Genomic DNA, 13,247 nt, shown 5'->3' on the forward strand with positions numbered 1-13,247 from the left:
AGCTATTGGCATGACTGGCATCAACCGTCGCGACCTGGGCCTGGGGTTGGGCGCGGCCGCGCTCGGGGCATCGCTCACCGGATCTGTCAGTGCGGGCGCGCAAACGGGCGCAGCCGCGACGACCGGCCGTGTCGATCCGCTCGCTTTCCCGGACAATTTCCTGTGGGGGGCCGCGACCGCGGCTTATCAGATCGAAGGGGCGGTCAAGGAAGATGGGCGCGGGCTCACCAACTGGGATATTTTTTCGCATACGCCTGGAAAGGTTGCCAATGGGGATACCGGCGACGTCGCGTGCGACAGCTATCATCGCTATCAGGAGGATATCGCCCTTCTGAAGGCATTGGGCGTCAAGGCCTATCGCTTCTCCATCGCTTGGTCGCGCATCTTCCCCGATGGCAGGGGGCAACCCAATCCCAAGGGCGTGGCTTATTATGACCGCCTGGTAGACGGTTTGCTGGCCGCCGGCATCACGCCGCATGTTACCCTGTTCCACTGGGACTTGCCCCATGCGTTGCCCGGCGGTTGGCAGAACCGGGATACCGCCTATGCCTTTGCCGACTATGCCAGCTATATGACGGCGCGTCTCAGCGATCGCGTCAAGCATATCATGACGGTCAATGAACTGCGCTGTTTTACCGATCTGAGCTACATGACCGGCGGCAAGGCGCCTGGCCTCAAGCTGCCGATGAAGGAGGTCAACCAGGTGCGCCATCATGGCGTTCTGGCCCACGGGCTGGGCGTGCAGGCGATCCGCGCAGCCGCCAAGTCGGGCACACAGGTCGGCATAGCCGACAATCCCAACATTTATGTCCCCGCCATCGAGACGACCGACCATATCGAGGCGGTCAAGCGGGCGGTGCGCGAAGAAAATGCCATGTTCCTGACCGCAATCATGGAAGGGGCCTATCGCGACACCTATCTTGCAGCACAGGGCAAGGACGCGCCTGTGGTCAAGGCCGGCGATATGCGGGCAATCGGCAGTCCGCTCGATTTCCTGTCGATCAACGTCTACACCGGCAACACCGTCCGCGCCGACACCGCAAAGCCAGGCGGCTATGACATATTGCCCCGACTGCCGCAGTCGCCGCGCATGGCGTCCCCCTGGCTCTATGTCAGCCCGGAGGTCATTTACTGGGGCATTCGCGCCATTCATGAGATGTGGAAGCCCAAGGCCATGTATATCTCGGAAAATGGCTGCTCGACCGACGATCAGCTATCAGCGGACGGACGCGTCTATGATGCCGACCGGGTCATGTATCTGCGCAACTATATCACGCATCTTCAGCGTGCGGCGCGCGAAGGCTTGCCGATCAAGGGTTATTTCGTCTGGAGCCTCATGGACAATTTCGAATGGGAGGATGGCTATACCAAGCTGTTCGGCATCCACCACGTCGATTTCAAAACGCAGAAAAGGACGCCTAAACTGTCGGCGGACTGGTATCGGGAACTGGTGCGGACCAACAGGTTGGTTTGATCACGGGGGCCGCGCCGCCTTTCACTTCAGCAGCGCATGCAATGCATCGCTGGCGGGATGGCCGTCTCTTTTCTCCATCCGCGCCAGCGTCGCCGTCGCCATGGCTCGATAGGCTGGCAAAAGGTCAGGACATGCCCGCGTCATGGCGGCAAGATGATCATCGATCGTCTGAATGTCACCGCGAAGAAGCGGTCCAGACAATGCGTCGAACCCTTTTGACAGACTATTGCCCAGCGTCGCGCGGACCAGGGGCGCCAGCAGCGCTGCCGGGTCCTGAATGCCTGCGGCGTTCAGCGCATCCATCGCGCCGGCCAGCAGAGTCACCATGTGGTTGGCAGCGTGCGACAACGCAGCATGATAGAGAGGACGGCAGTCATCCTCCACATATTCGGCCACGCCGCCAAGCCGCGAAACAAGAGTGCGGGCCTCTTCGGACGCGGCGGCATCAGATGCCGTAATCGCAAAGGAAGCACCCTTCATGCGCGTGACCTCTGCCGCAGGATCGCCGGTGAACGTCATCACCGGGTGGATGGCTGCGGTCAACGCGCCCGCGGCCCGCAATGGCTCCAGCACGCAGACGCCGCTGCCGCCGCTCAGATGAATGCAAAAGGGAGCCGGTGGAGGAATGGGCGATGACGATAGGGCCTCCACCACCGCGCCAATGGCGTCATCCGACACGGCCAACAGTAGCAGATCGCAGCGCTGCATCAGTGTAGCAGCGTCATGAATGACGCTGCCGCCCACACTCGCAGCGGCAGTGCGCGCCCGCCCTCCGTTTCGACCCCAAAAGGAGAGCGGATGAAGGCTTTGATCCGCGAGGGCGAGGCCCATGGCGCGCGCGACCCGCCCACTGCCGATAATGCCCACGCGCTGATAGCTGTCTTTGGTCATGGCGCTGCCTTTAGCACGGCGCCCGGCCGGCGCGATGTCAGATGATCGCCAGCACGCTGGTAAAGATGATGCGGACTAGGTCGGCCTGCCCGCCAGCGCCGGTCTTGGCGTATATTTTCTTCGAATAGTTACGCGCGGTTTCCGTGGTGAGGCCAAGGTCCAGCGCCGCCTCGGCAATGCTGCGGCCCTGCGCCATCGCCCAGGCGAGGCGCGCCTCGCTCGGCAAAAGATCAAAAAGGTCGATGAGTTGCTCACACCGGTCGTCGCGCGACCAGCGATCACCGCTCAGATACAGCATCGCCACCGCTGGCGACGCGCCGGAGGATTGGCGATCGGGGACAGCGGTCACGAAGATGTCCATCCACGGGTCCTGGCTCAGGCGAAAGGCGCGGGGGCGGATATGGGGGTCTTGGGCAAAGGCCTTTGCCAAGGCGCTTACGTCGCGTTCAATCGCCGGTGATGCAAAGGTCAGCCTGTCATAGCGACCATGGCGCACGAGCGCGGTCCGTCGGAAAATTTCCTGCACATTGGCCGACTGGTCGATGATACGACAGCGCGCGTCGATGGTGAGCCAGCCGAAATTAAGCCGCCCGATCATGTCCGACGAGATCGATGCCCGCCGTCGCTCCCGCTCCAACGCCGCCAAATTGTTGAGCGCGATCTTCAGATGCGGTCCCAACCGGCTGAGCAAGGATGCGCTTGCCGCGCCCATGTCTTGGGGTCCAGCGATCGTCAGCCAGGCGTGGCTGTCATTCACATCGCTAACGCGCAGCGTCCGCAAATGGTGGATGCCAAGCCCATCCAACATGGGGGCCGTTCGTGTATTGAATGTGCCAGGGACTAGTTCTTCAAACGTGTAAACACGTCCTTCTCTCAGGTGAGGGGCTGCATCATCATCAATTGTCAGATAGTCTTGCCATGCTATCGGCAGCTTTTCTCCCGCTTGGAACTGCACCACGGGGCCCTCGCGAGGGCGTATAATCAGACTGGCGGTGACAACGGCCGTGACGCCTTGCAACAGGCTCAGGAAACGGTTCCAGAGCGGCTGATCGGATAGGCCGTCATGCAGCGCGGCCAGCAGGTCCGCCTCGCCAGTATTCATCATGCGCATGGGCTTTTCCTGCCACACTCCCATATGGGAGGTCAAACATGCGTGGCGGGCTGCCACAAAGGGGCGTCCTTGCCGTGGAGACACCATGCTCGATAAAAAGACCCTGACCCATCTGGAACGCCTCGAAGCAGAGAGCATCCATATCCTGCGCGAAGTCGTGTCGGAGGCGGAAAAGCCGGTGATGCTCTATTCCGTCGGCAAAGACAGCGCGGTGATGCTGCATCTGGCGCGCAAGGCCTTCTACCCCTCGCCGCCGCCCTTCCCGCTGCTGCATGTCGATACCACCTGGAAATTCCGCGCCATGTACGAATTGCGCGACCGGATGGCGCGCGAAAGCGGGATGGAATTGCTGGTCTACCAGAACCCGGAGGCCAAGGACCGAGGCATCAACCCCTTTGACCATGGACCGCTGCATACCGATATGTGGAAGACTGAAGGGTTGAAACAGGCGCTCAACCTCTATGGCTTCGACGCGGCCTTCGGCGGCGCGCGGCGTGACGAGGAAAAGAGCCGCGCCAAGGAACGCATTTTTTCGTTCCGTACCGCCAGCCATGGATGGGACCCCAAGAATCAGCGTCCGGAATTGTGGAACCTCTACAATGCGCGCAAGAATAAGGGCGAAAGCATCCGCGTCTTCCCGATCAGCAACTGGACCGAACTCGACATCTGGCAATATATCCATTTGAACGATGTGCCGATCGTGCCGCTCTATTTCGCAGACAAGCGCCCGACGGTGGAGCGTGACGGCATGTTGCTGATGGTCGACGACGACCGTTTTCCGCTGCAACCTGGGGAAGAGCCGGTCATGCGCTCCATCCGGTTCCGGACGCTCGGCTGCTATCCGCTGACCGGGGCGGTGGAAAGCGAGGCGCGCACCTTGCCCGAGGTGATTCAGGAAACGCTGCTGACCACCACATCGGAACGCCAGGGGCGCGCCATCGACAAGGATGCCGGGGGTGCCGGCATGGAGAAGAAGAAGCAGGAAGGCTATTTCTGATGCGTCGCGTCACCCGCGGCGCGGGTGACAGCGCGTTTGCTTCGGCGCACGCCACAGCTTCAGCGCCTTAGCGCAGACCTTCCCCAAATATCTTGAATGCCGGCGAACGACGGCACGACGGAACAGAATGACGGGACAGACGACATGACCGACACCGTTGCAGACCCCATTTACAAAACCGACGCGCTGATCGCGCAGGACATCGACCAATATCTCAAGGTCCATGAGCATAAGACGATGCTCCGCTTCATCACCTGCGGGTCCGTGGATGACGGCAAGTCGACCCTGATCGGACGGCTGCTTTATGACAGTAAGATGATCTTCGAGGATCAGCTGGAAGCGCTGCAATCGGATTCGCGCAAGGTCGGCACGCAGGGGCATGAGATCGACTTCGCGCTACTGGTCGATGGTCTGGCCGCGGAACGCGAACAGGGCATCACGATAGACGTCGCCTATCGCTTCTTTGCAACGGAAAAGCGCAAGTTCATCGTCGCCGACACCCCTGGGCACGAACAATATACCCGCAACATGGTGACTGGCGCATCGACGGCCGACCTGGCGGTGATCCTGATCGACGCGCGCAAGGGCGTACTGACCCAGACGCGCCGGCACAGCTATCTGGCGCATTTGATCGGCATCCAGAACATCGTTCTGGCGGTCAACAAGATGGATCTAGTCGGTTATGACCAAGCGACGTTCGACGCCATCGTCGAAGACTATACCGCGTTCGCCAAGTCCATCGGCATCACCGCATTCACCGCCATGCCGATTTCCGGGTTCAAGGGCGACAATATCACGACGCTGTCGGCCAATACGCCCTGGTATCAGGGACCAAGCCTGATCGAGCATCTTGAAACGGTCGAGGTCAATAGCGCGACGGACGCGGACAAGCCGTTCCGCATGCCGGTGCAGTGGGTCAATCGCCCCAATCTCGACTTTCGCGGCTTTTCCGGCCTGATCGCAACGGGCAGCGTGCGGCCGGGCGACAGCGTGCGGGTGTTGCCGTCAGGCAAGACCAGCAGCGTCACCCGGATCGTGACGCTGAACGGCGATCTGGATCAGGCAGTGGCCGGACAGTCGGTCACGCTCTGTTTTGCCGACGAAATCGACTGTTCGCGCGGCGATGTGATCGCGTTGGCCGACAGCCCGCCCCAGGCGGCCGATCAGTTTGAAGCGACGATCGTATGGATGGCGGACGAAGAAATGCTGCCCGGCCGGGCTTATTGGCTCAAGATCGGCACGCAGACCGTGACGGCGACGATCCAGCAGCCCAAATATCAGGTCAACGTCAATACGATGGAGCATCTGGCGGCCAAGACGTTGGATTTGAACGCCATCGGCGTCGCCAACCTGTCGACCGACAAGCAAATCGTGTTCGAACCCTATGCCGATAACCGGACGCTGGGCGGATTCATCCTCATCGACAAGATCAGCAATGCGACAGTTGCCGCCGGCATGCTGCATTTCAGCCTGCGCCGCGCGCAGAATGTGCATTGGCAGGCGACCGATGTCAGCCGCGATTTCCATGCGCGCCTGAAGAACCAGCGCCCTGCCGTGCTGTGGTTCACCGGCCTGTCGGGTGCGGGCAAGTCGACCATTGCCAATCTGGTGGAGAAGAAGCTGGCCCGGATGAACCGCCATACCTTCCTGCTGGATGGCGATAATGTCCGTCATGGGCTGAACAAGGATTTGGGCTTTACCGATGCCGACCGGGTGGAAAATATCCGCCGCGTCGGTGAGGTCGCCAAGCTGATGACGGATGCGGGCCTGATCGTTATCACCGCCTTCATCTCGCCCTTCCGGTCGGAACGCGACATGGTGCGGCAGATGATGCAGCCGGGCGAGTTTTTCGAGGTGCATATCGACACGCCGCTGGCCGAGGCCGAGGCGCGCGACGTCAAAGGACTGTACAAGAAAGCGCGCGCGGGCGAGCTGAAGAATTTCACCGGTATCGACAGCCCCTATGAGCCACCGCACGATCCGGAAATGCGGATCGACACCACCGCCATGACTGCCGATGAGGCCGCCGATGCGATCGTTGCTAGGCTGATCCCGTGAGCGAGATCTTTGATCCCAGGACCATGAGCGATGGCGATCTGGCCGCGCATCTGGCGGAGATCGCCGGGCGTATATTGGTGGAGGTTCGATCGTCCGGCCTGTTCAGCCCCAAGGCGCTAGGCAAGGCGGGCGATCAGACCGCCAACCAGTTTCTGTGCCACGCTTTGCGCGAAGTCCGGCCCGATGACGGCCTGCTGTCCGAAGAGGAAAAGGACAATGCCGCGCGGCTGGACAAGAGCCGCGTGTGGATCGTCGATCCGGTCGATGGAACGCGCGAATATGGCGAGGCGCGGTCCGACTGGGCGGTGCATGTCGGCATGGCCGTCGACGGCGCGCCGACACTGGGCGCAGTGGCGCTACCGGGACTAGATGGGGGCACGATCCTGCGATCCGACCAAACGGTCGCTGTGCCCCCTGCCCCCCAAAAGCTGCGCATGGTCGTCAGCCGCACTCGCCCGGCCGCCGAAGCCGTGGCGGTCGCCGATGCGCTGGACGCCGAACTGGTGCCGATGGGAAGCGCCGGCGCGAAGGCCATGGCCGTGATCCTGGGCCAGGCCGACATTTACCTGCATGGCGGCGGGCAATATGAATGGGACAGCATGGCTCCTGCCGCCGTCGCCATCGCCCATGGGCTGCACGCCAGCCGAATCGACGGCAGCCCCCTCCTCTACAACCAGCGCGACGTCTATCTGCCCGATCTGCTCATCTGTCGCAAAGAGCATGCGGATCGGGTTCTGGGCCTAGTCGCGGCACTGTCGAAAGGCTGAGGGCCTCTGCCAAATGGCCCCCAGCCGACGTCACCCGCCGCTGCTGCGGCGGGTGACCAGGCGGGTTGGCAAAACCGTAGGCGGCAACGGCCGATCCTCCACCTGCGCCAATATGGTGTCGACCAGCAGCGCCCCCGCCCCCTTCATATCCTGCATGATGGTGGTCAGCGGCGGGCTGGTAAGGTTTGCGGCTGGAATGTCATCGAAACCGACAATGGCAACGTCCTGCGGGATCGACAGCCCGGCCTCCCCCAGCGCGCGCATCGCCCCGATCGCGATCAGATCGCTCGCCGCGAAAATGGCGTCAAAGGGCGTTCGTCGGGCAATCAGCGTCCGTGCGGCGGCGTAGCCGGCGTCCTCAGCGGTCAGCGCGTCCACTTGCAATTGTGGATCGGGCACGATGCCGCGCGCTTCCGCAGCTGCGCAAAGGCCACGATAGCGATCGGCAAATTCGGGATAATGTTCGTCGGCATGACCAAGAAAGGCAATGTGCCGCCGGCCCAATGCAAATAGATGCTCGCCCGCCAGACGACCGGCGCCGACATTGTCCGACCCGACCGTCGCGCCGATATTATCGTCGCTGACCGAACCCCAGCGCACGAAATGCGTGCCATGGCCGACAAGTTGCTCCAGCCGCTGCTTGTAGAGCGTATAATCCCCATAACCGAGCAGGATAAGGCCATCGGCGCGGTGGCTATCCTGATAGCGGACGTGCCAGTCATCCTCCATTTTCTGGAAAGAGATGAGCAGGTCAAGACCGCGGGCGGCGCATTGGCGGGTGATGGACCCCAGCATAGAAAGGAAGAAGGGGTTGATGTTGGATTCGTCCGGGGTCGGGTCCTCGAAAAACAGCAGTGCGATCGTATTCGAACGCTGCGATCGCAGCGATGACGCGTTCTTGTCGACGGAATAGTTGAGTTCGCGGGCGATCGCCTCGATCCGCTGGCGTGTCGCAAGGCTGACGGAGCGCGAGCCGCGCAGCGCACGGCTGACGGTCGGTTGCGACACGCCCGCAAGATAGGCGATGTCGAAGCTTGTCGGCTTGCTGCTTGGCTGACGTCCCACATTCGCCTCCCGCCCCGACAGAAGGGCGCGGCCCAAGGTTAGAACCGTCATGGACATTAGGCAATTGCGCAGCGTTGCGCGATGGCCACAGTCCCTCGCCTCCCGCCATGACCGTATCTTATGCGTATACGTATGCCATCTGGCGACCCTGCCGAAAGCCGGCGTAAGGAAGCGGCCAGCGCATAGAGGTGGCGGCGCATCGCCACGCTGCATTCGCAACGGGTTTGCACCAGCCGGGACAAGAGCCGCCGGTGACAAGGGGAGAGGATAATGGCTAATCAAACAGAGCGCGCCCAGTGGCTGGGCGCTTCCATGCTGGCGATCATCGTCGCTGCGACGGCCGTTCCGGCCATGGCGCAGGATACAGCCCCGCAGGCCGACAGCGCGCCGCAGGATGACCCCGCCAGCACCATCGTCGTCACCGGTTTCCGCGCCGCGCTCGAGAACGCCGTCAATGTCAAGAAGAATGCGCAGACCATCGTCGAATCCGTGTCGGCCGAAGATATTGGCAAGCTGCCCGACGCGTCGATCGGCGAATCCATCGCCCGCCTGCCCGGCCTTACATCGCAGCGCCTGTTCGGCCGCGCCAATTCGATCGCGATCCGCGGCGCCAGCGCCGACCTGTCCTCCACGACGCTGAACGGACGGCCGCAAACCTCGACCGGCGAACAGCGTAATGTCGAGTTCGATCAATATCCCGCCGAAGTCGTCAGCCGCGTCGACGTCTACAAGACGCCGCAGGCCAATCTGATCCATCAGGGTCTGGTCGGCACCGTCGACATTCGCACCATCCGTCCGCTCGATTATGGCAAGCAGCTGATCGCCGTCGGCGCCCGTGGTGTCTATGCAGACCTGGGCAAGGTCAACGCCGACAGCAACGACATGGGCTATCGCCTGACCGGCACCTATGTCGACCAGTTTGCCGGCGACCGGATCGGCGTCGCCCTTTCGGTCGCCTATAGCGACGAACCCTATCAGTCGAAGGAGTTTGAAGCCTGGGGCTATGCCGACACGCCCGATGGGCAGAAGGTTATTGGCGGCATCAAGCCGTTCGGCGTGTCGACCCAGCTCAAGCGCCTGGGTATTCAGGGCAGCGTGCAGATGCAGGCGACCGATACGCTGATGCTGACCTTCGACGGCTTCTACGGCGATTTCAAGGACAAGCAGATCAAGCGCGGCGTCGAATTCCCGCTCTACTGGTCGAGCGCGTCGCTGGTTCCCGGCAGCACGACGAGCGATGGCAATTTCATTAACAAGGGCACCTTCACCAATGTCGAGGCCGTGGTGAACAATCATGGCTATGAGCGCACGTCGAAGATTTTCTCCGGCGGTTTCAACGCCAAATATACCGGCGATGATGGCTGGTCGGCCAGTTTCGACTTTGGCTATTCGCGCACCGACCGCAGCGAATTGTCGCTGGAGACGAACGCGGGCACGGGCTATGGACCCGGCGTCGGCGCGACCGACACGCTGGACTTCGTCAGCACGAAGACGGGCACGCGCTTTACCAGCAGCCAGCTGGATTATAGCGAACTCAATCTGATGGTATTGACCGACCCGCTGGGCTGGGGCGCGGGCGCGCCGCTGGGCCATCAGGAAGGCTATTATAACGACCGGATCATCGACGATGAGCTGAAAAGCTATCAGATCGAATTCGGCAAGGAGATAGAAAGCAGCTTCCTGTCGAAGATCACGGCGGGGCTGGGCTACACCGATCGCACCAAGTCCAAGACGCCGGAGGAATATTTCCTGAACCTGGCCAATGGCGCGACGTCGCTCGTGCTGCCCGAACAATATCGCATGGACGGCACGGACCTGAGCTTCATCGGCGTTGGGCCGATCCTGTCCTATGATCCCTTCAAGTTGCTGGAGGATGGCGTCTATGTACTGACGACCAACCCCAGCAAGGACGTCCCGGCCAAGGCCTATTCGGTGACGGAGCGGGTTATGTCTGCCTATCTGATGGCCGACATTCGGGCCGATGTGGGATCGGCCGAACTGACCGGCAATGTCGGCGTGCTCGCCCAGAATACCGAACAAAAGTCGCGCGGGTTCCAGAATCTGGCGGCGGCCGATCTGGTGCCGACGACGCGAGGCGCGACCTATTGGGACGTGCTGCCCAGCGCCAACCTGTCGCTGCGCTTCCCCAGCGACTTCGTCATCCGCCTGTCGGGCGCGCGCGAAATCCAGCGCCCTCGCTTTGAAGACATGAAAGTCAGCCTGGACTACGGCTATAACACCAATAGCGGCGTGATAACCGGTACCGGCGGCACGCCCACGCTGCGGCCCTATCGCGCCTGGGCGGCGGACATGAATTTCGAAAAATATTTCGGCACCAAGGGCTATGTGGGCCTTCAGCTATTCTACAAAAAGCTGCAAAGCTACGTCTACCGCGAGACGGTGCCGTTCGACTATACCGGCCTGCCGGTCATCCTGCCGCCGGGCGTCACCGATCTGCAAGGTACGATCACGCGCCCGGTCAATGGGTCGGGCGGCAAGCTCTACGGCTTTGAGGTGGCAGGCACGGTGCCGTTCGAGGTCATTACGCCGGCGTTGGAAGGCTTCGGTCTGACCGGAGGCGCAGGCTACACCAAGACCAGCATCCGGCCGGGCGTCGGGGCGTCGGCCGAAGACCTGCCCGATTATTCGCGCTGGGTCGCCAACGGAACGCTGTTCTTCGAAAAATGGGGCTTCTCGGCCCGTGGATCGGTGCGTTACCGCTCCTCCTTCGTCGGCCAGTTCGTCGGCTTTGGCGGTGAACGGGAATTGCGCCGGGCGCTCAGTGAAACCATCGTCGACGCGCAGATCGGCTATGAATTCCAGAAGGGCAGCGCGCTGGAAGGTCTGTCCTTCTTCCTCCAGGGCCAGAATCTGACCGACGAACCCTTTGTGTCGGTCGATACCGGCGCATCGATCCAGATCCGCAACTATCAAAGCTATGGCGCGCGCTACATGGCGGGCTTCAACTACCGCTTCTGATGTGTAGACTTGGCCCGGCGGTTCGTGCCGCCGGGCCGCTTGGCGCCTTTTTGGAGCAGGGAGATTTCCCGATGGGACGACCGGCCACGGCCCTTCACATGACAGCCGCCGCGATGATCGCGGCCATGGGCTGCGGGGCGGCCAGCGCGGACACGCTTACCGAATTAAGAGCGCGCACGCCCGAGCAGGAAATCGTCTATTTCGTCCTGCCCGACCGGTTCGCCAATGGGGATCAGAGTAATGACAAGGGCGGGCTGCGCGGCGGCCCGCTCCAGACTGGCTATGATCCGACATCCCGCGCTTTCTATCATGGCGGGGACCTTAAAGGCCTGACCGCCCGGCTCGACTATATTCAGGGACTGGGCGCGACCGCCATCTGGCTGGCGCCGATTTTCAAGAACAAGCCCGTTCAGGGCGGACCGGGCGAGGAGAGCGCCGGCTATCACGGCTATTGGGTGACGGACTTCACGCGGGTCGACCCGCATTTTGGCACCGACGCCGATTTCAAGGCGCTGGTCGAGGCGGCGCATGCGCGCGGCATGAAAGTCTATATGGACATCATCGCCAATCATACGGCCGATGTCATCCACTATCGGGAGAGCGCCGGCAGCACGCCGCTATATCGCAGCAAGGCTGACTATCCCTTCTCGCGCAAAGGCGGCGTGACCGGCCCGGCAATCAATAGGGGATTTGCCGGCGATCAGGACGCCAGCGCCGCGAATTGGGCAAAGCTTGAGGACCCGTCCTTTGCCTATACGCCCGTTATTGCCAAGGGTGAGAAGACGGTCAAAGTGCCCGCCTGGCTCAACGACCCGATCTATTATCACAATCGCGGTGACACCGACTGGCGCGGCGAGAGCGCGCAATATGGCGATTTCGTCGGCCTTGATGATCTTGCCACTGAAAATCCCCGCGTCGTTGCCGGCTTCATCGACATTTACAAAGGCTGGATCGACCGGTTCGGGATCGATGGCTATCGCATCGACACGGCCAAGCATGTGAACCCCGAATTCTGGCGCGCTTTCATTCCTGCCATCCGTTCGCATGCCGCCGCCAAGGGCATTCCAAATTTCCACATCTTCGGCGAAGTCGCGACCGGCGATTACGACCCTGCATTGCTGGCGAGCTGGACCCGCAATGCCGCTTTCCCGGCCGTTCTGGATTTCGCGTTCATGCGCGCGGCGGTCGATGCGGCAAGCGGCAAGAGCGGCACCGATCTGCTTGCGCGCCTCAGCGACGACGATGCGCTGTATGAAGGCGGCAAGGCTGCCGCGCTGCAATTGCCGACATTCCTAGGCAATCATGATGCCGGTCGCTTCGCCTTTTTCCTGCGAGAGGCCAAACCGGCCATGTCGCCGCAGGAGGAGCTGGCCCGTATGACGCTGGGCCACGCGATGCTGCTGACGCTGCGCGGCGTGCCGACCATCTATTATGGCGACGAGCAGGGCTTTGCCGGCACCGGCAATGACCAGCAGGCACGGCAGGATATGTTCCCTTCAAAGGTTGCCGAATATAATCAGGACCGGCTGGTCGGAACGAGCGCCACCACGGCGGCCGACAATTTTACGACCGATCATCCACTCTATGTCGAAATTGCGCGCCTTGCCCGTCTGCGGGTGGCGACCCCGGCGCTGTCGCGGGGCGTGACCATGGTGCGCGCCAGTTCGGACAAGCCAGGCCTCTTCGCCGTGTCGCGGTTCGACCCCGATAATGGTCGCGAGGTCCTGGTCGCCTTCAACACCAGCGATGCGCCTGTAGCGACACAGGTTGCCATCGATCCGGAAAGCCGGACTTTCTCCAGCCTGTCGGGCGAATGCCCGGCCACGGCTACTGCGCCGGGCAGCCTGTCGTTGCGCCTGCCTGCCTTTGGCTATGCCGTCTGCGCCGCCCAACCCTGAATTCTTT

General features: G+C 61.9%; 9 protein-coding genes. 6 read left to right on the top strand and 3 right to left on the bottom strand.

Features of this window, described 5'->3' with window-relative positions; translation table 11 throughout:
- The first annotated feature begins 10 nt into the window (after positions 1-10).
- Positions 11-1,474: a GH1 family beta-glucosidase gene (locus tag RLDS_RS46900; protein WP_021227377.1), complete on the top strand. Its 1,464-nt coding sequence runs from the start codon at positions 11-13 to the stop codon at positions 1,472-1,474.
- A gap of 21 nt (positions 1,475-1,495) precedes the next feature.
- Here RLDS_RS46900 and RLDS_RS46905 read toward each other — a convergent pair whose 3' ends face one another.
- Together RLDS_RS46905 and RLDS_RS46910 are read right to left on the bottom strand one after the other, a co-directional pair.
- A complete protein-coding gene (locus RLDS_RS46905) occupies positions 1,496-2,365 on the bottom strand; it encodes a Rossmann-like and DUF2520 domain-containing protein (protein ID WP_021227378.1) in 870 nt (289 codons plus the stop codon).
- Positions 2,366-2,402: 37 nt separating this feature from the next.
- The gene (locus RLDS_RS46910) at positions 2,403-3,476 is read right to left on the bottom strand and encodes a helix-turn-helix transcriptional regulator (RefSeq protein WP_021227379.1); all 1,074 of its coding nucleotides are present in this window, start codon (positions 3,474-3,476) and stop codon (positions 2,403-2,405) included.
- An 85-nt stretch (positions 3,477-3,561) separates the two neighbouring features.
- On the opposite strand from RLDS_RS46910, the gene cysD reads away from it, so the two are divergent.
- The 3 genes from cysD (at position 3,562) to RLDS_RS46925 (ending at position 7,298) form a co-directional block, all read left to right on the top strand.
- Positions 3,562-4,473 (top strand): sulfate adenylyltransferase subunit CysD, encoded by a 912-nt coding sequence (cysD, locus tag RLDS_RS46915; RefSeq protein ID WP_021227380.1) that lies wholly within the window; start codon positions 3,562-3,564, stop codon positions 4,471-4,473.
- Between the two features lie 144 nt (positions 4,474-4,617).
- Positions 4,618-6,531, top strand: coding sequence for a sulfate adenylyltransferase subunit CysN (cysN, locus tag RLDS_RS46920; RefSeq protein WP_031298688.1), 1,914 nt, complete (start codon positions 4,618-4,620; stop codon positions 6,529-6,531).
- Between the two features lie 23 nt (positions 6,532-6,554).
- Positions 6,555-7,298 (top strand): 3'(2'),5'-bisphosphate nucleotidase CysQ, encoded by a 744-nt coding sequence (locus RLDS_RS46925; RefSeq protein ID WP_031298689.1) that lies wholly within the window; start codon positions 6,555-6,557, stop codon positions 7,296-7,298.
- A 30-nt stretch (positions 7,299-7,328) separates the two neighbouring features.
- On the opposite strand, the gene RLDS_RS46930 is transcribed toward RLDS_RS46925, so the two are convergent.
- Entirely contained in the window at positions 7,329-8,363 is a 1,035-nt protein-coding gene (locus RLDS_RS46930) for a LacI family DNA-binding transcriptional regulator (protein ID WP_031298690.1), read from the bottom strand.
- Between the two features lie 270 nt (positions 8,364-8,633).
- On the opposite strand from RLDS_RS46930, the gene RLDS_RS46935 reads away from it, so the two are divergent.
- A complete protein-coding gene (locus RLDS_RS46935; RefSeq protein ID WP_021227384.1) occupies positions 8,634-11,342 on the top strand; it encodes a TonB-dependent receptor in 2,709 nt (902 codons plus the stop codon).
- A 71-nt stretch (positions 11,343-11,413) separates the two neighbouring features.
- The gene (locus tag RLDS_RS46940) at positions 11,414-13,240 is read left to right on the top strand and encodes an alpha-amylase family glycosyl hydrolase (protein WP_021227385.1); all 1,827 of its coding nucleotides are present in this window, start codon (positions 11,414-11,416) and stop codon (positions 13,238-13,240) included.
- Positions 13,241-13,247: the final 7 nt, after the last annotated feature.

This window comes from Sphingobium lactosutens DS20, assembly GCF_000445105.1.
In the GTDB taxonomy this organism is placed as follows: domain Bacteria; phylum Pseudomonadota; class Alphaproteobacteria; order Sphingomonadales; family Sphingomonadaceae; genus Sphingobium; species Sphingobium lactosutens.